Here is a 26,531-nt window from a genome sequence, read left to right as displayed (position 1 = left end):
TTGAAAATGCCATATGTATCATTGCAATCAAATTGAAAGTGGTAAATGATATAAAATGTTGGTTATCTGACTCGGAGCCCGAATGTCTGAACTAGTGCTGTCATCTCGAGCAGCGGTGCCTGCAGCAGCGGAAGACTTGCAAAGCGATCGTTGGTCTTTTGGACAGGACTCGGACGACCTGATGCTCAGTCACGACATGGGCATCGGAACCACTTGCCTGCGCCTAACTTCCACGCAGGCTGCGACGATCAGGGCGCTTGGTGCGGCGACGGAATGCGTGCGGATCACGGCGCGGGCCACGCGCCGCGTTGAACTCGTACTGGTTGGCAAGAAGACTGGCATCGGGCTCTGGGGTGGGTTGGCCAGCCGGTCAGACGATGCCGAGGGTGTGATGGCTGCCTTGCAGAAGGCGCTGGGCTTTGCCGAGCAGATCGTCTCGGAGGTCAACTCCCTGGTGGTCATCATCGACAGGAACCACAAGGTCAGACGCTTCAATCGGCTGTGTGAAGAAGGTTCCGGCATGAGGGAGGCTGACCTGATCGGCATCGATGCCCACAAGCTGTTCCTTCCAGCGTCACATCAGGCGGAGGCCAGAGCCCACATTGCCAGTTTCTTCGAAAAGGGCGAGTCCTATGAAACGAGTACTCCCGTGGATTCGCTGCTGGGGCAACGACAGATCCAGTGGCGGAACAAGCTGATACGAGGGAGTGCGGACGAGGACACTTATGTAGTGTGCTCAGGCATCGACATCACCGAGGAACTCGCAGGCAAACGACGTCTTTACGAGCAGGCGACCAAAGATCGCGTGACGCGTCTGCCCAACGGTCTTGCCTCTCGGCAACGACTGGAAGAGCTTGTTGACTTGGGCCTGCCCGTCGCATTCATGACGCTCGTGGTGTTGAATTACCGGCAACTGCGGGGCATGCTGGGGCTGACGCAATCCGAAAGGCTTATGAAGCAAGTGGCAGATGCTCTCGTTCAGGCGGTGCCCGCGGACTGGATGGTCAGCCGCGCTGGCGGCCCCGAATTCCAACTGCAGGCGGACGGCACCCGATCAGATGCAGAGTTGGTGGCGGTCGGCGACGAGATACTGAGCGCCCTTGCCAAGACCTTTATGGTGGCCGGCGTGCAGGTGCATCTTCAAGCTGCCGTTGGCGTGGCTCGCTTTCCAGATCACGCCGTCACCGCTGACGACCTCGAGATGGCAGCGGACGCGGCGATGCACGCCGCCATGACGCGCTCACGAAGCGGCTTGCAGCTGTACGAAAGCCGGATGCGTGAAGAGTTGGCAGAGGGACTATGGCTGGACTCCCAGCTGCGAGAGGCGCTGGCGCGCGAACAGCTGGAGCTCTGGTACCAGCCTAAAGTCAGTCTGGTTGACGGCACGGTCGAGACTGTTGAGGCCTTGATACGCTGGAACCACCCGGAAATAGGCTACATCGCGCCTGACAGGTTCATCCCTCGTGCTGAGGCAACGGGCATCATTGTGGAGATCGGGCGTTGGGTCATGCAAGCGGCAGCGCGCCAGGCCAAGAGTTGGGCCGACATGGGCCTATCGCTTCGCGTCTCGGTGAATGTCAGCGCCAAACAGGTGGCCCATGACCCCTTCTTGATAGATGCCTTGAAAGCCGCCCACGACCACTGTGATGGATTCATCGACGTGGAACTGACGGAGTCCAGCTTCTTGGAAGACGGCCTGGCGGCTCGCGCATTCATCGAGTCCTCCCGTGCGCTAGGCTGTGGCGTGCATCTGGATGACTTCGGCGCAGGATATTCGTCACTCGGGCAACTGGCCGGGTTGGACCTGACTGCGGTAAAGCTAGACCGCAGCTTCATTGCTGGAGGCGGTGACTCGCCCAAGCGGCATGCCCTTCTTACGGCCATTTCAAGCTTGGCCAAGGGGCTTGGCCTGGAGGTAATTGCAGAGGGTGTGGAGACTGAGGAGATGGCCGATGTCCTGCGCCGCCTCGGCGTCCAGTACGCCCAGGGCTGGCTCTACAGCAAGGCGCTGCCAGCCGAAGTGCTCGCATCCTGGCTTTCTCAACAGCGGCCCAGTACTGCCGCCATGTCAGATGATTTGCGCGCACCAGTACGAACCCCAGGGTCTACGGCGAACAGTGGTGAAATTGCTCCGCACCCCACCCTTCAGATGTGACCTCCACCTGATGCCTACTTTTGAAAAAAAGGCGCTTGGAACCCGTGACATCGGCGCCGCGGCATTGCCGCTGAGGCTACTGCTGCGCTTTTCCGGCGCGGACTATGAGTTGCGCTTCATCAAACACTATGTCGCCTTCTATTTCCGCTATGCGCAGGCGAGCCTTGTGCTTGGTGTGGTCCTGATCGTCGGCGATTACCTGGTCGACCGCATCAGCCACAACGATGGACCCGCCAATCTGCTGCGACTGACGATGGCCGTGCCGGTGCTGTTGTCGGGTCTCGGCTATTCGCTCTTGCCCAAGGCCCGCAGGTACTGGCAGCCGGTGATGGCAAGCTTCATCGTCACGGTGGCCCTTTGCCTGATGTTCATCCTGGTCCGGATCGATGAAGAGGGTGGTGCCGGCTTGAAAAGCTGGGTGGGCGTCCTGAACTTCACCTTTCTAGAATTTTATTGTTTTGTGATCCTGGGGGTGCAGTTCCGGCATGCACTTGCTGCGGGTGTTGCCATCCTGGTGGCATTCCTTTATGCGCTGTGGGGACATGCCGGCCTGTCGACCCAGTTGGCGGGCTATTGGTCGTATCACGTGGTCACGCTCTTCATCCTCGCGGCCGGCATTGGTTGGTGGCGCGAGTTCTTGCTGCGAAACGAATTCGTGGCGCGGACGGCGCTTGACGACTCGCTCGTCGAGGCGGAGCACCGGGCCCTGCGGCTGGCACACTACGACGAGGTCACGGGGCTGCCGAACCGCCGCCTGTTTGCCGAGTTGGCCGGGCCGGCACTGGAACGGTCTATGCGCAGCGGCGTCGGATGCGCCGTCCTGCATGTCAAGATCGACCGCTTCGGCGGTGTCAACGACGTCTATGGCCGCGGAGAGGGCGACACGGTACTGGCCAGCGTCGCGCAGCGTCTGCGCGCTTGCATCCGAGGCAGCGACGTGGCGTCGGTCAACCCGGTTGCCCATGAACCGGCCGTGGTTGCACGACTCGGCGACAACGCGTTCTCGGTGCTTCTCACGGATCTCGACGGCCAGGAGCGAGCGTCCGTCGTCGCGCAACGTCTGCTCGCGGCGGTGGCACAACCCATCGTCATCCACGCGCAGCCGCTGTCCCTGTCTGCGAGCATCGGTATTGCAATGTTCCCGGGCGACGCCCAGGACATGGTCGGCCTGACGCATTGCGCGGAACAGACGGCTCGGGTTGCCGCGGATGCAGGCGGCGCCCAACACAAGTTCTTCGACGAGGCACTCAACGCCCGGGCCAGGGAGCGCGCGGTGCTCGAGACCGAATTGCGCCATGCGATACAAGTTGGGCAGTTGTGTTTGCACTATCAGCCGAAAGTAGACGCTCGCAGCGGACAACTCGTCGGTGCCGAGGCGCTGGTGCGCTGGCAGCACCCGCAGCGCGGTCTGGTGCCGCCGGGCGCGTTCATCGAGCTGGCCGAGGAACGCGGTCTCATCGCGCCACTGACTGATTGGGTGCTGCACGCCGCCTGCATGAGCCTGCGTCGCTGGTCGGACCATGGGCTGTCGATACTGCCTCTGTCGGTAAACCTCCCTGCATCGAGTCTTGCCGATGCCACGCTACCGGACCAGCTCGAGGGCCTCGTGCTGCACTATGGCCTGCAATCCTCCTGGCTGACGCTCGAGCTGACTGAGACCATGGTGATGCGCGAGGTGGCAACGGCCGTCGGCGTGCTGGACCGCCTGCGGACCCTGGGCTTTGGCCTGTCGCTGGATGACTTCGGCACCGGCTATTCGTCGCTGAGTCAATTGAAGCGTCTGCCCATGAGTGAGCTGAAGATCGATCGCGCCTTCATTGCCGAGGTCGCACGAGGAGGTCGCGACGCTGCCCTTGCCACCGCCATCATCACCCTCGGCAAGGAACTGGGCCTTCAAGTGGTCGCCGAAGGGGTGGAGACGCTAGAACAGTCGGAGTTCCTGATCGGCCGGGGCTGCATGCTGCAGCAAGGCTTCTTGTTCTCTAGGCCGGTGCCACAACTCATGTTCGAGCAGATGTTGATAACGGGGACGACCGGAACCGAGACAGGGACGAAAGCCTGAAAACTCCTTGAGCTTCGGCTTCATCGAGCGGGCACGCGGGCTAACGAGGCAATCCGCAGCCTGGCTAGCAGCCCGAATTGGTACTCCGACCTTGACAACGGTCATTGACTCCGCCGCAGTGCGGCGTGAGCCGACGACGGCTTTTTGCCGCCCGCCGAGCACCAAGGTTTTGGACGTGAGCGACGGTCCCTGCGGCATCTATGCCTTCGCCGCGGCCGCTCACCCGAGCCGTCCGTCCCCCTGTACGCTTTCAAATAGGCTTGCATGCAGCCTGAAACCCTCGCACGCCTCATCCACTATGGCATCCGCCTGCTCCGGCGTCAGAGTCAGCGCATCTAGCCCGACCCGAAAACCCAGCTTCAGCTGTTCCAGCTTTTGCGCATCCCCGCCCCCAAAGGCATAAAACGCCGTACCCAACTCGCCCTTCAACCCGAGGCCCTGCCTCACGATTCGCGCCAGCATCTGCCCGCCATGAAGGTCGCCGAGGTAGCGCAGATAGGCATGTGCAATGAGCAGCACTGCGTCGGTTCGTGCCAGGCGCTCAAGCCGCTCGGCGTATTCCGCAGCAGCTCTCAGCATTGGCAAGTCACGGCGCCAGTCCGCGCCAGCATGCAGGTAATCCAGATCCTGCTCCAGCGCCGGCAGCCGGCGCAGCTCGGGCCTCCAGAGCCGCTGCACGCTCGGGTCGGCGTGATTGTGCGCATCGAGCCCCACCTCCAGCGCCGCATAAATCGGCTGCAGGTTGCGCAGCATCAGGCAATAAACATCGCGGCTGATGCGGCCTTGCATCAACTCGGCCATAACGCCGCTGCGTTCGGCTTGCCGGTGCAGATCGCGTGTGGCGTCTTTCAGACGGGCGGCGAGTCCGTTACTCGCTGTGCTGATGCTTGCTCCCATGCCAAGCATGATGCCTCAGCGCCGGGGTCTCCGGGGTCAGGTATTGCCCGTCATTGGCTTTCGCGCAGCAAGGCCTGCAGCGCGGCCAGCCCGCGCGCCGGCTGTTCCTCCTGAGGAAGATGGCCGATGCCGGGCAGAGCGGCCAGGCGAGCGCTGGGGAGGGCGGTGAGGTAGTCGGCGGCGTTGCTGAAGGGGATCATCGCGTCCTGCTCGCCCCAGATCAGTAGCGTGGGCGCTTTGATGCGCTGCAGCTGGGGCCTGGGATCGCTGAGTACGGTCTGCTGCATGCGGGCCAGCAGCGCCTGCCGCGCGCCAGGGGCGCGCATCAGCTCGAAGTAGCGCTCAGTCAGACGATCGCTGAGTACCTCCGGATCGGCATAGGCCGGCGCCAGGCTCATGCGCAGCAAAGGGCGGGGTAGGACATGGGTCATCAACTTCAGGCTGGCCGGCACCTCAGGCGCCTGGCCGTAGTCGAAGCCGGGGCTGGCAAAACCGTCCGGGGCGATGAGCACCAGACGGGTGATGCGCTCGGGATGACGCGCCGCCATGCCCCAGGCGATGCGCCCGCCGATCGAGTGGCCAATCAGCGTGACGTGAGGGACCTCCAGCTGATCGAGAAGGGCTAGCAGCAGCTGCTCGGTACGAGCGTCGGTATAGACACCGCTTGGGTCCGGCGGACTCAGGCCGCTACCGGGCAGATCGATGCGGATCACGCGGTAAGTCTCTGACAAGGCGGCTGCCCAGGGCTCCCAGCTGTGCAGGCTGGCGCCGAAGCCGTGGATCATTAACAAAGCTGGGGCAGAGCGCGGGCCGGTGTCTCGCAAATGTAGATGCACGCCGGGCACGGCGCGCAACTCGACCCTGTCGCTGGGCTGGCGCATGTATTTGGCGTCCAGGTCGGCCTGCGGCAGATCCGGTGTCCAGGCCCAGGCGGCGAGGCCGAACAGTGCCAGTGCGAGCAGGATCAAGATTGCGGTTCTCTTCTTGAGCACGGCTTCAGGCGTGCGGCGCGCGCGAACGTAGGCCCCAGTCCCACAGTTTCTCACTGGGTAGCGGCAGCACCATGAACCAATGCTCCAGCAGGGCCAGGCTCAAGAGCATCGCGACAAAGCTGCAGGCCGTTGCGTCGAAGACACTCACCGAGGTGGCCACCGCGCTGTGCCAAGCGGCGGCGGCAAGCGCGGTGATTGAGATCACCGTAACGGGGAAAAGCGCATTGCCGGGGCGCTGGCGGAAATAGCTGTGCATATAGCGCAGATGCTCGGGCAGGAACTGCTCGTTGAGATTGCGCACACCCAAGAACACATTCAGCTTGGCCGACAAGCGCATCAGCCACAGCACCGCAAAGGTCCACAGCGCCAGCTGATTGGGCTGCCCCCAGCTCAGCAGCGCAATGGCGGCGCCCAGTACGATCAGTGCCAGTTCGTGGTAGAGGATCGCAAGTACCGCAAACCCGACCCGGCGCCAGCCGCGCGCGCCGCTCGGGCAGGCGATGCGTCGCGGACCGGTCACATAACCGAGCAGGAAGCCAATCTCCTGCCAGGCCCAGACCATCAGTGCCGAGGTGAAGGCGAGATACGCCCCGCTGACTCGAGTGTCGTCGGCCGAGGCCGCCACGCCCAGCAGCGAGATGCCCAGCAGTACGGTAGCCGCGCCAAAGGTCCATTTGTGTGTGGCGCGCGGCAGCCCGTTCAGATACAGGATTACGCCGGTGCTGAACCACCACAGCAGCAGGGTGTAGAGCGCGGGCCAGCCGTGTTGCATGGCCAGGTGTCCTACCAGCTCGGTGCCACGCGCATTTCACGCGGCAGCTCGTGCTTGAGGGTGGGCAGCAGATACAAGCGGCCAAAGCACAGCGCGGCGCGGGCCGCACAGACACCCTGCTGCAGTCTTCCCATCAGTCCGCCGCGCTGCTTGGCCCGCTCGGCGGCGGCCGAGATGCTGCACAGCCGGTCCATGCCGGCGCGGAAGGCCGGGTGGTCAGTGTCCAGGCTCAACGGGAAGACCTGGCGGCTGATCTCGGTGGTGATGTCGAAGACCTTGTAGTCGTACTCGCTCGGGTCCATGCCCAGCGCCTCGGAGAGCCAGGGCCGCGTGTGGTCGCGCACGTACATGGTGGCGTAGACGGCCAGCAGGAAGAAGCGGATCCAGAGCTTGTTGGCGCCGCTGAGCAGGCCGGGTTGGGCGCGCATGATCAGCGCGAAGGATTCACCGTGGCGGAACTCGTCATTGCACCAGCGCTCGAACCAACGAAAAATCGGGTGAAAACGCAGCTCGGGGTGGCGTTCGAGCTGGCGGTATATCGTGATGTAGCGGGCGTAGCCGATCTTCTCGGACAGATAGGTCGCGTAGAAGATGTACTTGGGCTTGAAGTAGGTGTAGGCCTTGCTACGCTTGAGATTGACCAGATCGACACCCAGGCCGAAGTCCTTCAGCGACTGGTTGATGAAGTTGGCATGGCGCGATTCGTCGCGCGTCATATAGCGCATCAGCGCCTTGATGTCGGGGTTGCTGACGTGCTTCTGGATCTCGTTGTAGAGCACGCAGCCGGAGTATTCGCTGGTGAGCGAGCTGACGAGGAACTCCTGGAAATCGCGCCGCAACTGCGGCGACCACTGGGCCGACAGGGCGGCCACCTCGGCGGCGAACTCGGGCGTGCGCTGGAAGTGGTCGTGGTTGTTGTCGCCCTCGTACTCGGCCATCATCGCGTCCCACTCGGCGCGTATCGGACTCACATCGAGCCGGTCCATCGCCGCGTAGTCGGTGGTATAGAAGCGTGGCGTCAGCACCGTCTCGGCCTTGGCCAGACGGGCGGCGTCCTCGGGGCTTTGCAGCAGGGTCTGTTCAGCGCTGTGCGACATGGTCTTGGGCTCCTGAAGAGGGCATCATCAGCCGGGCGAACACCGCCGAGTTGCTGGGCCCGAAGGATTCGAGATCGACGCGTCGGCCGGTGCCGGGGTCGACCAGGGTCAGCCGGCCGTCGGAGCGGCCCAGTAATTCAAACGGCGTCTCCGGCCCCAGGCCCTGGCGCTTGCGCTCGCGTACCAGGCCGCGCATGGTGCTGCGCAGAAAGCCGTTGGTCCCTGGCGCCACTGTGTCCAGCAGCGCGCCGCTGCGAGCGTCGCGCACCTCGATGCCACCATCGTCGCGGTCCTCGAAGCGCAGCTGGCGCACGGCAAGCGTCGCCGCATCGGGCTGCTGCTGTGCGCTCAGGCCGGCGAGCCGCACCAGGCCGACGCCGATCAAGCTGCTCAGGACCAAGGCCGCCATTGCCGCGAGCGGGAGTATCGGCAGCTTGGATTGCAGGCTGGGGTTCATGGGGCGTCTCCTTGATCAGTCAGGCCGCGCGGGCCATGGGCTTGGCGACCAGGGCGGGCAGGCCGCTGCCCGGATCGACCACGCCGACCGCCCGTACCGGCAGCGCCGAGCGGGCCGCCTCAGCCTGCGCTAGCGCCCTAGCCAGGGTCTGTGCGACGGCATTTGCATCGGCGAGCGCGCGCAGCATGGGCTGGGTGCGTTTGAGCTGCCAGGGCCGTACATGAGGCCATAAATGCAGATAGGCGATGCGGTCGCTGCCGGCCAGGCTCAAGACGATGTCACCCGCCTGGCCGCGCCGGCGAAAACCCGCCGAGGCGATCTGCGCAAACGGCAAGTTGAAGGTGATGCTCAGCACCACGCCGACCCGCATCACGACACGCCGGTTGGTGATGGTGTAGACCGTGCTGCGCGCCATCAGCCAGGCGAGGGTGCCGATGAGGCCCAGGGCCAGCACGATGGGCGGCAGCATGCCGGCCATTGCCAGCACGGTCTGGCCCAGCGGCTCGCCGTCATACCAACTGCCGAGGCCGCGCCAGGCCAGCAGCGCGCCGAAATAGAGCAGCAGCAGATCCAAATGCAGTGCCTGGCGGGCCATCAGCAGCGCGTCGGGGCTGCCCTGCCAGAGCTGCGTCTCGCCGGCCGGCAGCGCCTCGGGCAGACCATGAGCCGCCTCGAACTCATGCTCATGCGCCGGCGTGAGCAGGTCCACCACATTCTTCCGGACGGCCCTCATATCAGCGGCTCCTGGCGCGAGGGCGTCGCGTAGAGGGTACCGGCACCGTAGTAGGCCATGATCTTTTCCTCTTCCAACAAGGTCACCTGCTCGGGCTGGCGCGTCTTGGGCACCTGGGCGAACTGGCTGCCCAGAATGGACTTGACCCGGATGCGGCGCTGCTCGACGCGCGCGAAGTTCATCGGCAGTAGCACGCGTGCGCCACCGGCCACCTCCAGCTCCAGATAGCGGAACAGCATCTCCGAACGATCGACCCACAGATCGACGACCCGACCGCCCTCGACCCCGTCATCCCCCAGCACCGGCAGGCCGCGCGGATCGACATCCTGCCTAGCCACGCCGAATCCCTCCGCCACACGCAGAGGCACGATTTTGGTCAGGCCCTCGTAGGTCATATCGGCCACATCGGCGCGGTCATTCCAGCTGCCGGGGCCGACGCCGGCCAGCAGCAACTCGCTGCCACTCTGCTCGGGTTGCAAAGGCGCGCCGCGGTACGCGCCCTCGTGTACCGGCGGCTGGTTTGCTGCCTTGCCGTTCGGCGCGCTGACCGACTCGCCGTTGGCCAGGCGGTACGTTTTGGGATCGGGCACCGACGGCCAGCCCTGCACGGTAATATGGGCCGAACGGTCGGACTCCAGTGGATAGCCCTCGCGCTTGTTCTCGCGGTGCAGGTAGTAGATCAGGCCCGCGAAAAAGATCCAGAACGCATAGAGCGCGAGTTGGGCGACGTCGATATAGCCTGTGATGGCACCGGTTTGCATGGAAGCCTCCTAGCCTGGGAACTCGGCCAGGCCGAAGCGCTGGCGGGATGGTTGAGGCGCGCCTGCCGGGCGCACCAGGGGACCGATGGCGATCAGCGTGCCGAACAGCAGCGCGATCTCCAGGTGATAGACGATGCTGTAGGCCACCTGCGGCTCCGACATTGCCGTGCCCAGCCAGCCGGTGGCGGCCAGGGTCTCGAAGCCGTCGCGCAGCGCGCCGCCCAGGGCCACAGCGATGCCGCCGGCCGTGGCCTGCATCGCGCCCCAGGCGCCCAGCGCCAGGCCGGCCAGGCCGTCGCGCTCCAGGCTCATCGCCACGAACAGGGTGCTGACGGCGAACAGGCCGCCGCCCAGGCCGATCAGAAGGTTGCCGACGCGAAACAGCAGGCTCGAGTCGAGTGGCGCCGCGAAGATCACCGCCGAGAATGCGCATATGCCGATCAGCAGGCCGATGGCGGCGAGCCGGTAGGCGCAGAAGCCGCGCCGCAGCAGGCGTGCGGCGATCGCAAAGGCCAGCACCGAACCTAGGGCCAGGCCGGCGGTCAGCAAGCTGGTGGCGGACACGGACAGCTTCAGGATCGCGCCGCCATAAGGCTCCAGCACGATGTCCTGCATATTGAAGGCGGCCGTGCCCAGTGCCACCGCGACCAGGAAGCGGCGTGTCTTCGGCTGTCCGGCAAAGCGCCGCCAGACCTCGCGAAACGGTGGCTGCGGTGCTGAGGCCTCGCTGCGGCGCGGCACGCTGCCGCGCGCCTCCTGCTTCCACAGCGCAATGGTGTTGAACAACATGGTCAGCATTGCGGCGCCCTGCACGACGCCGGCCAGCCGGGTGGCCGTGAAGTCCTGCAGCACGAGGCTGAACAGTACGCTGGACAGCACCATGCCGACCAAGAGCATCACATACATCAGCGCGACGACCCGCGGCCGGGCCTGCGGCGCGGCCTGGTCGGTGGCCAGAGCCAGTCCGGCGGTCTGCGTGGTCTGCATGCCGGCGCCCACCATGAGGAAGGCCAGGCAGGCGGCGATATGGCCGATCACGGCGCCGCCGGGCTGCGTGTCCGCGCCAGGCTGCAGCAGGATCAGCGCGAAAGGCATGATGGCCAGCCCGCCGAACTGCAGGAGCGAGCCAAACCACAGGTAGGGCACGCGCCGCCAGCCCAGCGCCGACAAATGGATGTCGGAGCGGTAGCCGACCAGCGCACGAAACGGCGCCACCAGCAGCGGCAGCGCCACCATCAGCGCCACCAGCCAGGCCGAGACGCCCAACTCGACGATCATCACCCGGTTCAAGGTGCCGACCATCAGCGCATAAGCCATGCCCACCGAGACCTGGAACAGCGCCAGGCGCAGCAGCCGGCTCAACGGCAGCTCCTTGCTGGCCACGTCCGCAAAAGGCAGGAAATCCAGGCTCAGCCGCGCCCACTTAAGCGCCAGGCGCTCATTGAGTTGTCGCACGGACTGGCCCGCTTTCATGGCCGCCTCAGCTCGAGGGCCTGCGAGGTGTAGAAGCCGCTGGCGATGCGTTCGGTGCGCCCGAGATCCCAGGCAAGCAGCTGAGGATGGGCTTCGAGGCGGCGTCGCAGCGTGCGTTCGGCCACCGGTACGATGGACGGCGAGCGATCACCGCGCGGGAACAGCTTGCCGGCCGCCTTGAACAGCTCCAGCGCCGGGTTGCTGGGGGCAAAGGTGAACAGCAGAGCCCGGCGGGTGCGCTGGGCCAGGCCGGCGATCACCTCGACGGCATCGCCGGCCTCGTAGTGGATCAGCGAGTCCATGCCCACCACATAGTCGAATTCGCCAAGCCGAGGGTCCAGCATATCGCCCGAGCGGAAGTCGATGCCGCCCCTGCTGTCGAAGGCCGGCTGTCGTTCCCTTGCGAGGTCCACCAGCGTGGGCGAGAGATCGATGGCCAGCACCTGGGCGCCGCGCAGCGCCGCCTCGACCGCCAGCGCCCCGGTGCCGCAGCCGGCATCGAGCAGGCGCAGGCCGCGCAGATCGGCCGGCAGCCAGGATAAGAGGGTGCGGCGCATGCGCTCGCGTCCAGCCCGCACGGTGGCGCGCACCCGGCCCACCGGCGCGTCCGAGGTCAGCCGTGCCCAGGCCTCGACCGCGGTCCGGTCGAAATAGGTTTCGATTTCGCCGCGGCGAGCGGTGTAGGTGTCGGCTTGCATCAATCAAACCCCAGCAGGTCAAAGATGTCGCGGTCCTTCATCGGGACGGCGCTCAGCGGCTCGCTGCCCAGCCACAGCGCGGCGGCCAGGCGCATGTATTCCTTCTGCACCAGCTCCAGCTCGGGCGAGGGCTCCATCTCGAACAGCGTCGACTTCTTCAGCCGGCTGCGGCGTATTACGTCCAGGTCCGGGAAGTGGGCCGCGAGCTTCAGGCCGATCTTTTCGTTGTACTTGTCGATCTGGTCGGTGGCGGCACTGCGGTTGGCGATCACGCCGCCCAGCCGCACCTTGTAGTTCTTGGCCTTAGCGCCGATGGCCTGGACGATGCGGTTCATCGCAAAGATGGAATCGAAGTCGTTGGCGGTGACGATAAGCGCCCGGTCGGCATGCTGCAGCGGTGCGGCGAAACCGCCGCAGACCACATCGCCCAGCACATCGAAGATCACCACATCGGTGTCCTCCAGCAGATGGTGCTCCTTGAGCAGCTTGACGGTCTGGCCCACCACATAGCCGCCGCAGCCTGTGCCGGCCGGCGGGCCGCCGGCTTCCACGCACATCACGCCGTTGTAGCCGGGGAAGACGAAGTCCTCGACCCGCAGCTCCTCGGCATGGAAGTCCACCGTCTCCAGCACGTCGATGACGGTGGGCAGCATCTTCTTTGTCAAGGTGAAGGTGGAGTCGTGCTTGGGGTCGCAGCCGATCTGCAGCACCCGCTTGCCCAGCTTGGAGAAGGCGGCCGAGAGGTTGCTGGAGGTGGTGCTCTTGCCGATGCCGCCCTTGCCATAGATCGCGAAGACCTTGGCAGTGCCGATATCGACCCTGGGATCGAGCTCGACCTGCACGCTGCCTTCGCCGTCGGGACGGCCGCCTCGTCGGATGGTGGAGACGGGAATTTCGGTGACTGTGCTCATGCGACTGCCTTTTCAACGATCACGCCTTCGAGGCGGTCTTCCAGTTCATCGCCGGCCTGGCGCAGGGCTTGGAGCGTGTCGGCATCGGGCTGCCAGTAGTCGCGCTCATAGGCTTCAAGCAATCGGTTGGCCACCCGCGCCGAGGCGGTGGGGTTCAGCTGGGCCAGGCGCTCGCGCATGGCGGGGTCCAGCATGAAGGTGGCGCTGAGCTGTTCGTAGACCCAGGGCTGGACCTGTCCGGTGGTGGCCGACCAGCCCATAGTGTTGGTCACATGCACCTCGATCTGGCGCACGCCCTCGTAGCCGTGCTTGAGCATGCCTTCGTACCACTTGGGGTTCAGCATGCGGGTCCGGGTTTCCAGCGCCACTTGTTCGGACAGCGTGCGCACGGTGCCGCCGCCGAAGCTGTCGCGGGTCTGGTCGCCGATGTAGACCGGGGCCATTTGGGCGCTGTCCCCGTCCTTGCGCACCTTGGCCCGCTTGATCGCGCGGCTGACGCCGCCCAGCGTGTCGAAATAGGTGTCCACCGTGGTGATGCCGAGCTCCACCGAATCAAGGTTCTGATAGGCCAGCTGCACTTCGGCCAGCACGCTTTGCAGCAGCGCGGCCTGCTGCACCGGCCGACCTTTGATACCGTAGGCAAAGCCCTTGCGGCGGCTGTAGGTCTCGGCCAGCTCGTCGCCGCCTTCCCAGCGGCTGTTGTCGATCAGGCTGTTGATGTTGGAGCCGTAGGCGCCCTCGGCATTGCCGAAGACGCGCAGCGAGGCGGTCTCCAGATCGCCGCCGTGCTGGACCTGGAAGGCCAGCGCATGTTTGCGGATGAAGTTCTGCTCCGGCGCTTCCTCGGCTTGCGCCGCCAGGAAGGCAGCCTCGGCCAGCAGCTTGATCTGCAGCGGCAGCAGGTCGCGGAATATGCCCGACAAGGTGATCACCACATCGATGCGCGGCCTACCCAGCTCGGCCAGCGCGATCAGTTCGGCGCCGGCCAGGCGGCCATAGCTGTCGAAGCGAGGCCTGGCACCCATCAGCGCCAGCGCCTGGGCGATCGGGCCGCCCTCGCTCTTCAGGTTGTCGGTGCCCCACAGCACCATCGCGATGGACTCGGGCAGCGGGTTGCCTGCGCCCATGTGCTTATCGAGCAGGCGTTGGGCCTGGGCGAAGCCGTCCTTGACCGCGTAGGCGCTGGGAATGCGGAAGGGGTCAAAGCCGTGCAGGTTGCGCCCGGTCGGCAGAATGGCCGGGGTGCGCAGCAGATCGCCGCCCGGCGCGGGGCGCAAAAATCGGCCGTCCAGCGCGTGCAGGATGCCATCAAGCTCATGGTCCTCGGCCATCAGCCGGTCGATGGCGGCGAGTTCCTGGAGCAGCGGGGTCGCGTCTTTGCTCACGCCGTGGGCCACTAGGGCCTCGATCTGACCCCGCTCGGGCTTCACGCCATGCGCGGCCTCGGCGCAGGACAGCAGCAGGTCCACCCGCTCAGGCAAGCTCGGAGCCTGACCGACGATATGCAGGCCGTAGGGGATCAACGTGTACTCGACTTCCAGCACCGCATCATTGAGCCGCGCGATACGGGCCTCCGAGGCCGCGCCCCACAGCGGCTCGGCCTCGGCCAGCTCCAGCGCTGCTGCCTGGGTCTGGATCATCAGGCTCAACGCGTCGCGCTCGGCCTGGGCTTCCGGTTCAAGGCTGCGGTAGCGCTCCAGCGCTTCCTTCAGCTCCACCAGGCCCTTGTACAGCCCGGCCTGGGCGACCGGCGGGGTCAGGTAGCTGATCAAGGTGGCGGCGGCGCGGCGCTTGGCGATCGTGCCTTCGGACGGATTGTTGGAGGCGTACAGATACAGATTCGGCAGATCGCCGATCAGCCGGTCCGGCCAGCAGCGGGACGACATGCCGGCTTGCTTGCCGGGCATGAACTCGAGCGCACCGTGTGTGCCGAAATGCAGCACCGCATGGGCCGCGAAATCCTCGCGCAGCCAACGGTAGAAGGCCGAGAAAGCGTGCGTCGGTGCAAAGCCCTGCTCGAACAGCAGTCGCATCGGGTCGCCCTCGTAGCCGAAGGCCGGCTGGATGCCGACGAAGACATTGCCGAAGCGCTCGCCCAACACAAAGATATGGCTGCCGTCGCTTTGCTGCTTGCCGGGCGACGGGCCCCATTGCGCCTCTATCTCGCTCAGGTACTTCTCGCGCCGCAGATGCTCGTTGGCCGGGATGCGGTGGTGCACATTGGCCATCGCGCCGAAGCGTGCGGCGTTGCCGCTGATGATGCGATCGCGTAGCTCATCGACCGAGCTGGGCAGGTCGACCGTGTAGCCCGCACGGGCCAGCGCGGCCATGGTGTTGAACAGCGACTCGAACACAGACAGGAAGGCGGCGGTGCCGGTGGCGCCGGCATTGGGCGGGAAGTTGAAGACCACGGCCGCGACCCGGCGCCCGGCGCGCTCGCTGCGACGCAGGTCTACCAGCTTGCCGACGCGTGCGGCAAGCGCATCGGCCCGCTCGATGCAGCTGTGCATATCGTGCGAGTCCACCTCATTTTCGAAGCGGCATGCGTGGGGGCAGCCGGTGCAGGCGATATGGGCGGCGTTGGCCCGGCCACCGAAGACCATCGCGCCAGTGGCCCCGTCCAGCTCAGGAATAGCCACCATGATGGTGGACTCCACCGGCAGCAGACCGCGCGAGGAGCCGCCCCACTGGTCCAGGGTCTGGAACTCGACCGGGTGCACGGCCAAATAGGGCACGTCCAGTGCTGCCAGCACATCCTCGGCCGCCTTCGCATCGTTGTAGGCCGGGCCGCCGACCAGCGAGAAGCCTGTCAGTGAGACCAGTGCGTCGATCTGGCTGCGGCCCTCGGCATCACGGAAATAGGCGGCGATGGCTGGACGCTGATCCAGGCCGGTGGCAAAGGCCGGGATCACGCGCAGCCCTCGCGCCTCCAGCGCGGTGATCACGCCCTTGTAGTGGTCGGCGTTGCCAGCCAGTAGATAGGAGCGCATCAAGAGCAGGCCGACCGTGCCGCGCGTGCCGGTTGTGGCCACCTTGGGCAGGGCGTCCATCGTGGTGGCCATCTGGCCCACCGCGCTCGCGTGGTTCATCAAAGGGTGGTAGAGCCCGATCTCGGGATACTCGATCGGCTGCTGTGGCCGGGCCACCGGGCGCAGGGCCTTGCGCGGCCCCTCGGCATAACGCTCGACCAGCAGGCGCACCATATTGCCGATGTTGTCCTGCGAGCCCGCGAGCCAGTACTGCAAGCTCAGAAAATAGGCCCGCACGTCCTGGGCCGTGCCGGGGATGAAGCGCAGGATCTTGGGCAGCATGCGCAGCGTCTTCATCTGCTGGGCGCCCGCTGTGCCCTTGTTGCCGTCGTCCTTGCCCGGGGGCTTGCCGCGCAGCCGCTTCAGAAAGGCCATCGCGCCGGTGGCCGGCGCGGCCATGTCGAACTTGCCCATACGGGTCAGCTTGGTAACTTCGGCGGCCGACATCATGCAGACCATCGCATCGCACTGCTCGCGCCGTGCCTGCAGCGCCGGCAGGATGGGCATGAAATGGTCTTCGAGAAAGAGCATGGAGGCGATGACGATGTCGCCGCGCGCGATGTCCGCCTTGCAGCGATCCAACGCGGCCGGGTTGTCGCCCCATTCGGCGGCGGCGTGCACGCTCAAGTGCAGGCCGGGCAGGGTCTTAGACAAGGTGGTGTTGGCACGCTCGGTGGCGCTGGCGAGGTGGCTGTCCATGGTCACCACGACCACATTCATTGCAGCGTGCTCAGAGGTCGTGCCTCTAGCGGCTGAAGTGAGCTTTGGCGTCATACAGTGTCTCGATGGTGATCACCGGTACGCTATGGTCTTGTGCGTATCGCTCGGTGTTGCGGCGGGCCTTGCCGCGCACGAAGAAGGGGATCTTGCGCAGTTCCTTCTCGGCATCGGGAGCCCATGCGGCCGTGATCGCGGCGGCTGGACCTTCTTGCTTGTCTGGCTCCGGTGGCGGCAATTCGATCAAGGCGGGCGCCTCGTCCTGTTTCGCCTTGATGGCGGCGCCGCCCAGATGCGAGGGGGCCGCATCCTCATGGAATTCGAAGTCGCCGCGGAACATGCCGATCAGGTGTTCCTCCAGGCCCATCATCAGCGGATGGACCCAGGCGTCGAACAGCACGTTCGCGCCTTCGAAACCCATCTGCGGCGAGTAGCGCGCCGGGAAATCCTGCACATGGATCGGGGCCGAGATCACCGCGCAGGGCAGGCCCAGACGCTTGGCAATATGGCGCTCCATCTGCGTGCCCAGCACCAGCTCCGGGCCGGCTGCGCTGATCGCGGCCTCGACCTCCAGATAGTCGTCGCTGATCAACGCGTCGACGCCGTATAGCGCGGCGGCTTCGCGCACATCGCGGGCAAACTCGCGGCTGTAGGTTCCCAGGCCGACGACCTTGAAGCCAAGCTCGGAGGCAGCCACACGGGCGGCGGCGATCGCATGGGTGGCGTCGCCGAAGACGAAGACGCGCTTGGCCGTCAGGTAATTGGCGTCGACCGAGCGGGCATACCAAGGCGCATGCGAGTGGGTCTCGGTAGTCGCGAGGCCCGGATCGAGTCCGGCCAGCGTCGCGACCTCGCGGATGAACTCGCGGGTGGCGCCGGCGCCAATCGGGATGGTCTTGGTGGCGGGCTGGCCCAGATTGCGCGCCATCCAGCCGGCGGCCTGGTGCGCGACTTCGGGGTAGAGCACGACATTGAAATCGGCATCGACCAGGCGTGCCAGGTCTTGCGGACTGGCGCCCAACGGTGCGACCACATTGACTGCCACGCCGATCTGCGCCAGCAACTGGCAGATCTCTCGCACATCATCACGGTGGCGAAAGCCCAGGGCCGTCGGCCCGAGGATGTTGCAGCGGGGCTTGTTTTCGCCCCTCACGCGGGGCTGTGCAGGCTTGACGGCCAACGTGCGCACGAGCTGATAGAAAGTCTCGGCCGCGCCCCAATTTTCTTTTCTCTGGTATGCCGGCAGTTCCAGCGGGATCACCGGCACCGGCAGGTTCAGCGCCTGCGTGAGGCCGCCGGGGTCGTCCTGGATCAACTCGGCCGTACAGGAGGCGCCGACCAGGAGGGCCTGCGGCTTGAAGCGCTCGTAGGCATCGCGGGCTGCGTCCTTAAAGAGCTGTGCTGTGTCGCCTCCCAAATCGCGGGCCTGAAAGGTGGTGTAGGTGACCGGCGGTCGCTCGGTCCGCCGCTCGATCATCGTGAACAGCAGGTCGGCATAGGTGTCGCCCTGCGGCGCATGCAGCACGTAGTGGACATCACGCATCGCAGTGGCGATGCGCATCGCGCCGACGTGCGGCGGGCCTTCGTAGGTCCAGAGGGTCAGTTGCATATCAGGCCGCCAGCAGCGTGCGCCGCGTCAAGGGGCGGGTGAACAAGCCTGCGAGATCGCCGGCCTGCTCGAAACCCTGGATCGGCGTGAACACCAGCTCGATCGACCATTTGGTCGTGAAGCCCTCGGCCTCCAGCGGGTTGGCCAAGCCCAGGCCGCAGACGACGATGTCGGGGCGCAGCGCGCGGCAGCGGTCCAGCTGCCTCTCTACATCCTGGCCCTCGGACAGAGCCGTGCCGGCCGGCAGCCAAGCCAGCTCCACGGCCAGATGTTGACGGTGCAGATAGGGTGTGCCGACTTCCGTCAGTACCATGCCAAGCTCGCGCGCCAGAAAGCGCGCCAGTGGCACTTCCAGCTGCGAGTCGGGGAAGAAGAAGATGCGCTTGCCAGTCAGTGCTTCGCGGTGCGTGGTCAGGGCCTGCTCGGCACGCTTGCGAGCGGGCGCGATGGCTTGCTCGACCTCTGCGGCCTGCAGTCCCATGGCCGCCCCAGCGGCCTGCATCCAGGCGGCGCTGCCCTCGGCACCGAGCGGGAAGGGCGCGGAAACACGGCAGGCCCCGCGTCCCTCCAGCGCCCTGGCGCTGTCGGCCAAAAAGGGCTGGGCAAGCAGAAAGCGGGTCTGGGGGCCGACGGCGGGCAGGGCAGTCGAGCGGCGCGAAGGAAAGAAGGCAAAACGCCGGATGCCCATCGCCGTGAACAAGCGCGCGAACTGGTCCTCGACCACATCGGCCAGCGCGCCGACGATCAGCAGCTCGGGCTCGTGTTGCTGCATTGAGACGGGCAAGACCGGCACCAGGGCCGCCAGGCAGGCGTCCTCGCCCTGGGTGAACGTGGTCTCGATCCCGCTGCCTGAGTAGTTCAGCACCCGCACCTGGGGCATGAAGCGCTCGCTCAGTCGGCCGGCGGCGCGTGACAGGTCGAGCTTGATGACCTCGGACGGGCAGGAACCTACCAGGAACAGCAATCGGATATCAGGTCTGCGCTCCAGGAGGCGCTTGACCACGCGGTCCAGCTCGTCCTGTGCGTCGGCCAGGCCGGCCAGATCTCGCTCATCGAGGATGGCGGTTGCGAAGCGTGGCTCGGCGAAAATCATCACGCCGGCGGCTGACTGGATCAGATGGGCGCAGGTGCGCGAACCGACGACCAGGAAGAATGCGTCCTGCATCTTGCGGTGCAGCCAGATGATGCCGGTCAGGCCGCAGAAGACCTCGCGCTGGCCGCGCTCGGCCAGAACTGGCGCATCGGTGCAGCCAGCGTCGGCGTGGATTGGAATGACTGCGCTCATGTCGCTGCTCCCGCAGCCAGGCTGGCCGCATGGTCAAGTCGCGCCATGCGTAGCTTCCAGATGAACTGAGCAGCATTGATCACGTAGGCGGCGTAGGCTGCCAGGGCGAGCCACATCTGCTGATGACTGCCGAGCGAGCCGGTGTACCAGGCCAGCACATAGGCGGTGTGCAGCGCCAGCACCAGCATGCTGAACATGTCCTCCCAGTAGAAGGCCGGCGCGAACAGCCAGCGGTCGAACACCACCTTCTCCCAAATGCAGCCTGTCACCATGATGGTGTAGAGCGTCAGTGTCTTGACCAGCACTGAGGCTGCTGCGGCCTGTTCGCCCTGGCCCGTCGTCAGGAAGCGGATCACCAGGGCCAGGCTGACCAGGAACACCAGGAACTGCAGCGGTGCCAGAAGGCCCTGGACCAGGGTCCAGACGCTGGCATCGCGGCGCGCGCGTTGCGCAGGCGTGTAGAGCGCACGGCGGACCGGCTGGCGATCCGGGGCAGTGGCGGGTTCGGCGCGGACGGCTTGTTCAAGCATGGAGCCGAATCTAGGCCTGCCTCTTTCATCTGTCAATCGGAATTGACGTAAACAAAACTAGACATTTTTCTCCCAGTGGGGAAAATCAGCTTGACGCCGACCGCGACGGCACCGAAAGTCGGACGCGCTGCAAATGTCAATGAGAACTGACTGAGCAGCCGGTACATAACGACAAAGAGTTCAGTAAGAGATAAAAACGGTTAGCAGTAGCGATCACTGACGCTGCCCAGCGCCGAGAGCCGAGGCCAGTCTTCCCCGGTTTCTCAGAGTGAGCCTTGCTGCCAATCCACCCACGAGGAGATACGTGGTGGCTGGATGGACACACAATCGACTGGCCAAGCGCCAGCAAACGCCGCTGCCCGGAGCAGACGGTTCCCGCAGCAGCGAAACGGGCGAGCCCCTCAATCAACCCGATCCGCCGACTCTGGCCGAGATGCTGGCGCGCAAAAGTGCCGAGCTGATCGGCCAGCCGCGACAGCTGAGCTTTGACGACGAGCGGCCGCGGCTGACATCGCCTCATCTGGTGGCCAGCAACACCGGGCAGGACATGCAGCTCTCGCGCATCGTCGAGCTGGAGATCATCCCGCGCCTGATGTTGATGCACAGCACCCAAGCGCTGCATGACCGCCCCCCCTTGCCGGCCATGGTGCTGACAGTGGACCATGTGCACACGCTGGCCCATCTGTCGGCGGAAGGTGAATCGGACAGTGCCGGCAGCTATGTGCGGGCCCTGCTCGACGCTGGCGCCTCGCAGGAGCAGGTGTTTCTCGACCTGCTGGCGCCCTGCGCGCGATGGCTCGGTCAGATGTGGGACGACGACCGCTACGATTTCTCGCAGGTGACGATTGCGCTGTGGCGCCTGCAGCGGGTGCTGCACGAGCAGGGCAGCCGCTTCAACCAAGTGGCTAGGCCCGACGCCGACAGCCATCGCGCCCTGCTGGCCGCCGTGCCGGGCGCGCAACATACCTTTGGAGTGATCATGGCGGCCGAGTTCTTCAGCCGGGCCGGCTGGGACGTCGAATGTGAACCCAAGGCCAGTTGGCCCGATCTGCAAGCCCGTCTGAATGGCGGCTGGTTCGACATGTTCGGACTGTCAATCGCGACTGGCGACAGCATCGCCCATGTGGCGTCTGCTATCCTTGACATGCGAGAAGCGTCGGCCAACCCTTTGATTTTTGTGATGGTCGGGGGACCGATGGCGGCGGAATTGCCGAATCTGGCGGCCCTTTGCGGCGCCGACGCGATGGCTTGCGAGGCTGGCAGCGCGGTGGCAACCGCAAACGCCGGTGTCGGCAAGCGCGTCAAGCAAGCTTGACGTCAAGTGGACGCATCATCATTCTCGTTCACCCCAGTCTTCACCCGTCCCGGCAGCAGTTGATGCCGCCTCTTGCAACTCAGGGAGCTCGATGCAGAACCTTGGCACATCGGCCGATCAGCTGTTTGAAGCTCCCGAGCTGTACTTCTCCGACTTGAATGCTGACGTCCTGGCAGCAGCGGTTTCCGCTGCTGCCGATCTGGCCCTGGTGCTGGACAACCAAGGCGTGATCCGGGACATCTCGCTGGGCACCAGCCATACAAAGGAGCTGGGCGAGCTTCGCCAGTGGGTCGGGCGGCGTTGGGTCGAGACGGTAACGGTCGAAAACCGCGGGAAGATCAGTGCGATGCTGGCCGCGGCGACCGGCGGCGCCGGCCCGGAGCTTCAGGGCCAGCGGCCCGAGCGTCAGGTCAACCATCCGCTGTCTGGAGGGCTGGAACTGCCGGTCAGCTACAGCCTGGTGCCCCTGGGGGTGCAGGGCCGCATGCTGGCGCTGGGTCGCGACCTGCGCGAGGTCGCCGCCGTCCAGCAGCGTCTGATTGATGCGCAGCAGTCGATGGAGCGGGACTACCTGCGCCTGCGCCACACCGAGGCCCGCTACCGGCTGCTGTTCGAGGCGGTCGACGAGGCGGTGCTGGTGCTTGATGCTGGCTCTCTGGTTGTGTTCGAACACAATGCCGCAGCGGCCCGCCTGCTGGGTGATTCGAGCAAGCGCATCGTCGGTCGTGCCTTCACCGAGTTGCTGGCGGTGGAGAGCCAGGCCGAGTCCTATGCCAAGTTCTCGCAGGCCCGCAGCGCCGGCCGTAGCGACGAGATGACGGTGCGCTTGGCCCATGGCCATATCGAGCTGAAGCTCGCCGCCACCCTGTTCAAGCAGGACAGCACCAGCTCGTTGCTGGTGCGCCTGTCGCCGCTGCACGCTGTCCCGACGGCTGCAGGCCGTGCGGCCGAGGCGCCCTCGCTGCTGAGCGTAGTCAATGCGATGCCCGATGCCTTTGTGCTGACCGACATGCAGGGCCGCATCCTGAGCGCGAACCAGGCCTTCAGCGACATGTTGCAACTGGCGGTGGGTGAGTCGGTGCAGGGTCAGTCGCTGGACCGCTGGCTGGGTCGCTCCTCGGTGGATCTGAATGTGCTGATCGGCAATCTGCGCCAGCACGGCGTGCTTCGCCTGTTCCCGACGACCTTGCGCAGTGGATACGGCGAACCCGGCGCGGTCGAGATCTCCGCGGTGGCGGTGCCCGACGGCCCGCAGGCCTGCCTGGGCTTCTCGATCCGCGATGTGGCGCGCCGCCTGCCGGCCGAGGGCCGTTCGAACCGCCAGCTGCCGCGCTCGGCCGACCAACTGACCGGGCTGGTGGGCCGGCTGCCGCTGAAAGACATCGTCGGCGAGACCACCGACCTGATCGAGCGCCTGTGCATCGAGGCGGCGCTGGAGCTGACGCGCGACAACCGCGCCTCGGCTGCCGAGATGCTGGGCCTGTCCCGGCAAAGCCTGTATGTCAAGCTGCGCCGCTACGGCATCCAGGACATGGGCGGCCCCTCCGGCGATTGAGACTGTGTGCGGCATTTCGCCGTGAAGCACGAAAGTGTAAATTAAACTTGACAACTTGCTGCGTCAGCCCAGAATAGGCTGCATGCAGCGCCCCGCTCTGTCCGCAGTCACCGAACTGCTCAAACCCATCACCTGGTTCCCGCCGATGTGGGCTTTTGCCTGCGGGGTCGTGGCCTCGGGCATGTCGGCCGAAGGGCGCTGGCCGCTGATCGTTGCCGGGGTGCTGCTGGCGGGCCCGTTCGTCTGCGCCACCAGCCAGGCGGTCAATGACTGGTTCGATCGCCATGTCGATGCGATCAACGAGCCGCAGCGGCCCATCCCCTCGGGTCGCATGCCCGGCCGCTGGGGCCTCTATATCGCGCTGATCTGGACCCTCTTGTCCGTGTTGCTGGCCTGGCAGCTCGGCCAGGCGGCCTTTGTGGCTGCCCTGTTCGGCCTGGCGCTGGCCTGGGCCTATAGCGCGCCGCCGCTGCGGCTCAAGCGCAATGGCTGGTGGGGCAATGCCGCCTGCGGCCTGTGCTACGAGGGCCTGGCCTGGATTACAGGCGCGGCCGTGATGGCAATGGGTGAGTGGCCCGGCGCGCGCTCGCTGGCGCTGGCCTTGCTGTACAGCGCCGGGGCACACGGCATCATGACCCTGAACGATTTCAAGTCCATCAAGGGCGACCGCCAGATGGGCATCGACTCGCTGCCGGTGATGCTGGGCGCCTCGGGCGCGGCCTATGTGGCCTGCATCGTGATGGCCACACCCCAGCTGATCGTGGCGCTGCTGCTTTGGCATTGGGGCCAGGGCTGGCACGGCCTGGGGGTGGCCTGCCTGCTGGCGGTGCAGTTGCTGATGATGCGGCGCTTCGTGGCGCAGCCGGTGGAGCGCGCCGTCTGGTATAGCGGAGCCGGCGTCCCACTGTTCGTCTCGGGCATGCTGGTCAGCGCCTTTGCGCTGCGCGGGGCGCTCGCATGAGCGCGCGCAACTTCGGCTGGCTCGGTGTGTTCCGCCTGGGCCTGGTGCAGGCCAGCCTGGGTGCTATCGTCGTGCTGACGACCTCGACCCTGAACCGAGTGATGGTGGTCGAGCTGGCACTGCCGGCGCTGCTACCGGGCCTGCTGCTGGCCCTGCATTACCTGGTGCAGATCAGCCGGCCACGCATGGGCCATGGCTCCGACCTGGGTCAGCGCCGCACGCCCTGGATCATCGGCGGCATGTTCACGCTCGCGCTCGGCGGCTGGCTGGCCGCGCTGGCCACCGTCTGGATGGGCAGCAACTCGGCCGCAGGCATCGCGCTGGCCCTCGTGGCCTACAGCCTGATCGGCCTGGGTGTCGCCGCCAGCGGCACCTCGCTGCTGGTGCTGCTGGCCACGCGGCTTGCGCCCGAGCGCCGCGCGGCGGCGGCCACCACGGTCTGGATCATGATGATTGCCGGGTTCGTCGTGACGGCCGGCGTGGCCGGCAGCCTGCTCGACCCCTACACGCCGACGCGCCTGCTGTGGGTGGCCGGCGGCGTGGCGCTGGCGGCGGTGGGCGTGACGACGCTGGCCCTGCTCGGCTTGGAGGGGCCCGGACAAGCGCCGAGCCCCGTCACCGGCGCACCGGCGCCGATGGCCTTCAAGGCCGCGCTGGCTGCGGCCTGGGCCGAGCCCCGCGCGCGCCGTTTCACGATCTTCGTCTTCGTCTCGATGCTTGCCTTCAGCATGCAGGACCTGGTGCTGGAGCCCTTCGCCGGCCTGGTGTTCAGTCTGAGCCCCGGTGCTACCACGCGGCTCTCGGGCTTGCAGCACGGCGGCGCATTGCTCGGCATGCTACTGGCCGCCGCAGCCGGCAGCCGCTGGGCAGGCCGTCAATGGGGCACGCTGCGGGGCTGGACGGTCTGGGGCTGCGTCGCCTCGGCGCTGGCCCTGGGAGGCCTGGTCTGCGCCGGCCTGGTGGGCCCGACCTGGCCGCTGCGGGCCAATGTCTTTGTGCTGGGTCTGAGCACCGGCGCTTTTTCAATCGCCGCCATCGCTTCGATGATGGGTCTGGCCGGTGCTGCCGGAGATGGCCATGAAGGCGTGCGCATGGGCTTGTGGGGCGCGGCCCAGGCCATCGCGTTCGCGCTGGGCGGTTTGCTGGGCAGCGCCGCCAGCGACCTGATGCGCTGGCTGTTGACGGACGTGGGCCTGGCCTATTCGCTGGTCTTCTTTGTCGATGCGGCGCTGTTCGTCTGGGCCGCGCGCCTGGCGAGCCGGGTCGAGCCGGCGCGCGTGGCGCGCCCCGCTGTCTTCCTCGCTCAGTTGGAAAGGGCGCCATGATGAACAAGTCGATGACTGTGGACTACGACGTGGTGGTTGTCGGTGGCGGACCCGCCGGCGCCACCGCCGCCGATGACCTAGCAGGTCAAGGGTTGCGCGTGCTGCTGCTTGACCGCGCCGGCCGCATCAAGCCCTGCGGGGGTGCGATCCCGCCGCGGCTGATCCAGGACTTCGCCATCCCCGGCGAGATGCTGGTGGCCCGCGCCACGGCGGCCCGCATGATCTCTCCACAGGCGGCCAAGGTGGACATTCCCATCGAGGGCGGCTTTGTCGGCATGGTCGACCGTGAGCACTTCGACGAGTGGCTGCGCGAGCGTGCCAGAGCCCACGGCGCCGAGCGGCGCGAGGGCTCGTTCGAGCGACTGAGCCGCGACGCCGACGAGATCAGCGTCGTGCACTTCAGCTGCGATGACGGCAGCGCCCACCGCGTGCGCACCCGCGCCGTGATTGGCGCCGATGGCGCCCGCTCCAAGGTCGCCAGCCAGGCCATTGCGGGCGCCGAGAAGGGCCGCTTCGTGTTCGCCTATCACGAGATCGTCGCGGTGCCCGAGTCGCTGCCGGCCGACTACCTGGGCAGCCGCTGCGAGGTGCATTACTGCGGCGCGCTGTCGCCGGACTTCTATGGCTGGGTGTTCCCGCATGGCGCCAGCGTCAGCATCGGCACCGGCAGCGCCGACAAGGGCTTCTCGCTGCGCAGCGGCGTCAAGCAGCTGCGCGCAAGCGCCGGCCTGGCCCATGCCCGCACCTTGCGCCGCGAGGGCGCGCCGATCCCGATGAAGCCGCTGCCGCGCTGGGATAACGGCCGCGATGTGGTGCTGGCCGGCGATGCGGCCGGCGTCGTCGCCCCCGCTTCGGGCGAGGGCATCTATTACGCGATGCTGGGCGGCCGGCTGGCGGCCGAGGCGGTGCAGGCGCTGCTGCAGACCGGCGACGTGCGCTCGCTGAAGCTGGCCCGCAAGCGTTTCATGCGCGAGCACGGCCGGGTGTTCTGGATCCTCGCGATGATGCAGCGCTTCTGGTACTCCAGCGACAAGCGCCGCGAGCGGTTTGTCAGCATCTGCCGCGACCGCGATGTGCAGCAGCTGACCTTCGACGCCTATATGCACAAGCGCCTGGTGCGCGCTAAGCCGATGGCCCATGTGCGCATCTTCTTCAAGGACATGGCCCATCTGCTCGGGCTGGCGCGGGTCTGATGGC

Annotated in this window: 21 protein-coding genes; 7 read left to right on the top strand and 14 right to left on the bottom strand. The window is 66.1% G+C overall.

What is annotated here, in order from left to right; all coding sequences use genetic code 11:
• Window positions 1–82 precede the first annotated feature (82 nt).
• Both OOZ63_RS22325 and OOZ63_RS22320 read left to right on the top strand, forming a co-directional pair.
• Window positions 83–2,155, top strand: coding sequence for an EAL domain-containing protein (locus OOZ63_RS22325; protein WP_266007840.1), 2,073 nt, complete (start codon window positions 83–85; stop codon window positions 2,153–2,155).
• A 10-nt stretch (window positions 2,156–2,165) separates the two neighbouring features.
• On the top strand, window positions 2,166–4,217 hold the full coding sequence (locus tag OOZ63_RS22320; protein ID WP_266007839.1) for a putative bifunctional diguanylate cyclase/phosphodiesterase: 2,052 nt from the start codon (window positions 2,166–2,168) through the stop codon (window positions 4,215–4,217).
• Window positions 4,218–4,436: 219 nt separating this feature from the next.
• Here the strand turns inward: OOZ63_RS22320 and OOZ63_RS22315 are convergent, their stop codons facing one another.
• Genes OOZ63_RS22315 through bchF form a run of 14 tightly spaced genes read right to left on the bottom strand, consistent with a single transcriptional unit; the run spans window position 4,437 to window position 20,178 of the window.
• Window positions 4,437–5,114, bottom strand: a complete 678-nt coding sequence (locus OOZ63_RS22315; protein ID WP_266007838.1) for a biliverdin-producing heme oxygenase — start codon at window positions 5,112–5,114, stop codon at window positions 4,437–4,439.
• A 50-nt stretch (window positions 5,115–5,164) separates the two neighbouring features.
• Window positions 5,165–6,106 carry an alpha/beta fold hydrolase gene (locus OOZ63_RS22310; protein WP_266007837.1) on the bottom strand — a complete coding sequence of 314 codons (942 nt, stop codon included), beginning with the start codon at window positions 6,104–6,106 and terminating at the stop codon, window positions 5,165–5,167.
• Between the two features lie 4 nt (window positions 6,107–6,110).
• Window positions 6,111–6,878, bottom strand: a complete 768-nt coding sequence (puhE, locus tag OOZ63_RS22305) for a putative photosynthetic complex assembly protein PuhE (RefSeq protein ID WP_266007836.1) — start codon at window positions 6,876–6,878, stop codon at window positions 6,111–6,113.
• A gap of 11 nt (window positions 6,879–6,889) precedes the next feature.
• Window positions 6,890–7,975 (bottom strand): magnesium-protoporphyrin IX monomethyl ester (oxidative) cyclase, encoded by a 1,086-nt coding sequence (gene acsF / locus OOZ63_RS22300; protein ID WP_266007835.1) that lies wholly within the window; start codon window positions 7,973–7,975, stop codon window positions 6,890–6,892.
• Entirely contained in the window at window positions 7,959–8,432 is a 474-nt protein-coding gene (gene puhC, locus OOZ63_RS22295) for a photosynthetic complex assembly protein PuhC (RefSeq protein ID WP_266007834.1), read from the bottom strand. Before puhC ends, acsF begins: the two co-directional genes overlap by 17 nt.
• A gap of 19 nt (window positions 8,433–8,451) precedes the next feature.
• Entirely contained in the window at window positions 8,452–9,165 is a 714-nt protein-coding gene (puhB, locus tag OOZ63_RS22290; protein WP_266007833.1) for a photosynthetic complex putative assembly protein PuhB, read from the bottom strand.
• Window positions 9,162–9,926, bottom strand: a complete 765-nt coding sequence (puhA, locus tag OOZ63_RS22285) for a photosynthetic reaction center subunit H (protein ID WP_266007832.1) — start codon at window positions 9,924–9,926, stop codon at window positions 9,162–9,164. The genes puhB and puhA overlap by 4 nt, the downstream gene beginning before the upstream one ends.
• Before the next feature lie 9 nt (window positions 9,927–9,935).
• Entirely contained in the window at window positions 9,936–11,399 is a 1,464-nt protein-coding gene (locus OOZ63_RS22280) for a BCD family MFS transporter (protein WP_266007831.1), read from the bottom strand.
• Window positions 11,396–12,097, bottom strand: a complete 702-nt coding sequence (bchM, locus tag OOZ63_RS22275; RefSeq protein WP_266007830.1) for a magnesium protoporphyrin IX methyltransferase — start codon at window positions 12,095–12,097, stop codon at window positions 11,396–11,398. The genes OOZ63_RS22280 and bchM overlap by 4 nt, the downstream gene beginning before the upstream one ends.
• Window positions 12,097–13,008 carry a ferredoxin:protochlorophyllide reductase (ATP-dependent) iron-sulfur ATP-binding protein gene (gene bchL, locus OOZ63_RS22270; RefSeq protein WP_266007829.1) on the bottom strand — a complete coding sequence of 304 codons (912 nt, stop codon included), beginning with the start codon at window positions 13,006–13,008 and terminating at the stop codon, window positions 12,097–12,099. Before bchL ends, bchM begins: the two co-directional genes overlap by 1 nt.
• Window positions 13,005–16,811 carry a magnesium chelatase subunit H gene (locus OOZ63_RS22265; protein WP_266007828.1) on the bottom strand — a complete coding sequence of 1,269 codons (3,807 nt, stop codon included), beginning with the start codon at window positions 16,809–16,811 and terminating at the stop codon, window positions 13,005–13,007. The genes bchL and OOZ63_RS22265 overlap by 4 nt, the downstream gene beginning before the upstream one ends.
• Window positions 16,783–18,363, bottom strand: coding sequence for a ferredoxin:protochlorophyllide reductase (ATP-dependent) subunit B (gene bchB / locus OOZ63_RS22260; protein WP_266007827.1), 1,581 nt, complete (start codon window positions 18,361–18,363; stop codon window positions 16,783–16,785). The genes OOZ63_RS22265 and bchB overlap by 29 nt, the downstream gene beginning before the upstream one ends.
• A 1-nt stretch (window position 18,364) precedes the next feature.
• Entirely contained in the window at window positions 18,365–19,648 is a 1,284-nt protein-coding gene (locus OOZ63_RS22255; RefSeq protein WP_266007826.1) for a ferredoxin:protochlorophyllide reductase (ATP-dependent) subunit N, read from the bottom strand.
• On the bottom strand, window positions 19,645–20,178 hold the full coding sequence (gene bchF / locus OOZ63_RS22250) for a 2-vinyl bacteriochlorophyllide hydratase (RefSeq protein WP_266007825.1): 534 nt from the start codon (window positions 20,176–20,178) through the stop codon (window positions 19,645–19,647). Before bchF ends, OOZ63_RS22255 begins: the two co-directional genes overlap by 4 nt.
• A gap of 307 nt (window positions 20,179–20,485) precedes the next feature.
• On the opposite strand from bchF, the gene OOZ63_RS22245 reads away from it, so the two are divergent.
• The 5 genes from OOZ63_RS22245 (at window position 20,486) to OOZ63_RS22225 (ending at window position 26,527) form a co-directional block, all read left to right on the top strand.
• The gene (locus OOZ63_RS22245; RefSeq protein ID WP_266007824.1) at window positions 20,486–21,493 is read left to right on the top strand and encodes a cobalamin B12-binding domain-containing protein; all 1,008 of its coding nucleotides are present in this window, start codon (window positions 20,486–20,488) and stop codon (window positions 21,491–21,493) included.
• A 154-nt stretch (window positions 21,494–21,647) separates the two neighbouring features.
• A complete protein-coding gene (gene ppsR / locus OOZ63_RS22240; RefSeq protein WP_266007822.1) occupies window positions 21,648–23,048 on the top strand; it encodes a transcriptional regulator PpsR in 1,401 nt (466 codons plus the stop codon).
• A gap of 82 nt (window positions 23,049–23,130) precedes the next feature.
• Window positions 23,131–24,009 (top strand): chlorophyll synthase ChlG, encoded by an 879-nt coding sequence (chlG, locus tag OOZ63_RS22235; protein ID WP_266007821.1) that lies wholly within the window; start codon window positions 23,131–23,133, stop codon window positions 24,007–24,009.
• The gene (locus OOZ63_RS22230; protein ID WP_266007820.1) at window positions 24,006–25,334 is read left to right on the top strand and encodes a BCD family MFS transporter; all 1,329 of its coding nucleotides are present in this window, start codon (window positions 24,006–24,008) and stop codon (window positions 25,332–25,334) included. Before chlG ends, OOZ63_RS22230 begins: the two co-directional genes overlap by 4 nt.
• Window positions 25,331–26,527 (top strand): geranylgeranyl diphosphate reductase, encoded by a 1,197-nt coding sequence (locus tag OOZ63_RS22225; RefSeq protein ID WP_266007819.1) that lies wholly within the window; start codon window positions 25,331–25,333, stop codon window positions 26,525–26,527. Before OOZ63_RS22230 ends, OOZ63_RS22225 begins: the two co-directional genes overlap by 4 nt.
• Window positions 26,528–26,531: the final 4 nt, after the last annotated feature.

The sequence above is a fragment of the Paucibacter sp. PLA-PC-4 genome, from assembly GCF_026241155.1.
Lineage (GTDB): Bacteria > Pseudomonadota > Gammaproteobacteria > Burkholderiales > Burkholderiaceae_C > Roseateles_E.
The sequence above is the reverse complement of the archived record's forward strand: the minus strand, read 5'-3'. Positions and strand labels throughout refer to the sequence as shown.

Bases quoted from the DNA above. Each gene is read 5' to 3' on its own strand.
- chlG (WP_266007821.1), top strand. From the start codon at position 23,131: ATGCAGCGCCCCGCTCTGTCCGCAGTCACCGAACTGCTCAAACCCATC.
- OOZ63_RS22265 (WP_266007828.1), bottom strand. From the start codon at position 16,811: ATGACGCCAAAGCTCACTTCAGCCGCTAGAGGCACGACCTCTGAGCAC.
- OOZ63_RS22230 (WP_266007820.1), top strand. From the start codon at position 24,006: ATGAGCGCGCGCAACTTCGGCTGGCTCGGTGTGTTCCGCCTGGGCCTG.
- bchF (WP_266007825.1), bottom strand. From the start codon at position 20,178: ATGCTTGAACAAGCCGTCCGCGCCGAACCCGCCACTGCCCCGGATCGC.
- bchB (WP_266007827.1), bottom strand. From the start codon at position 18,363: ATGCAACTGACCCTCTGGACCTACGAAGGCCCGCCGCACGTCGGCGCG.
- OOZ63_RS22255 (WP_266007826.1), bottom strand. From the start codon at position 19,648: ATGAGCGCAGTCATTCCAATCCACGCCGACGCTGGCTGCACCGATGCG.
- bchL (WP_266007829.1), bottom strand. From the start codon at position 13,008: ATGAGCACAGTCACCGAAATTCCCGTCTCCACCATCCGACGAGGCGGC.
- OOZ63_RS22320 (WP_266007839.1), top strand. From the start codon at position 2,166: ATGCCTACTTTTGAAAAAAAGGCGCTTGGAACCCGTGACATCGGCGCC.
- OOZ63_RS22280 (WP_266007831.1), bottom strand. From the start codon at position 11,399: ATGAAAGCGGGCCAGTCCGTGCGACAACTCAATGAGCGCCTGGCGCTT.
- OOZ63_RS22325 (WP_266007840.1), top strand. From the start codon at position 83: ATGTCTGAACTAGTGCTGTCATCTCGAGCAGCGGTGCCTGCAGCAGCG.
- acsF (WP_266007835.1), bottom strand. From the start codon at position 7,975: ATGTCGCACAGCGCTGAACAGACCCTGCTGCAAAGCCCCGAGGACGCC.
- puhB (WP_266007833.1), bottom strand. From the start codon at position 9,165: ATGAGGGCCGTCCGGAAGAATGTGGTGGACCTGCTCACGCCGGCGCAT.
- puhA (WP_266007832.1), bottom strand. From the start codon at position 9,926: ATGCAAACCGGTGCCATCACAGGCTATATCGACGTCGCCCAACTCGCG.
- puhE (WP_266007836.1), bottom strand. From the start codon at position 6,878: ATGCAACACGGCTGGCCCGCGCTCTACACCCTGCTGCTGTGGTGGTTC.
- bchM (WP_266007830.1), bottom strand. From the start codon at position 12,097: ATGCAAGCCGACACCTACACCGCTCGCCGCGGCGAAATCGAAACCTAT.
- OOZ63_RS22315 (WP_266007838.1), bottom strand. From the start codon at position 5,114: ATGGGAGCAAGCATCAGCACAGCGAGTAACGGACTCGCCGCCCGTCTG.
- puhC (WP_266007834.1), bottom strand. From the start codon at position 8,432: ATGAACCCCAGCCTGCAATCCAAGCTGCCGATACTCCCGCTCGCGGCA.
- OOZ63_RS22225 (WP_266007819.1), top strand. From the start codon at position 25,331: ATGATGAACAAGTCGATGACTGTGGACTACGACGTGGTGGTTGTCGGT.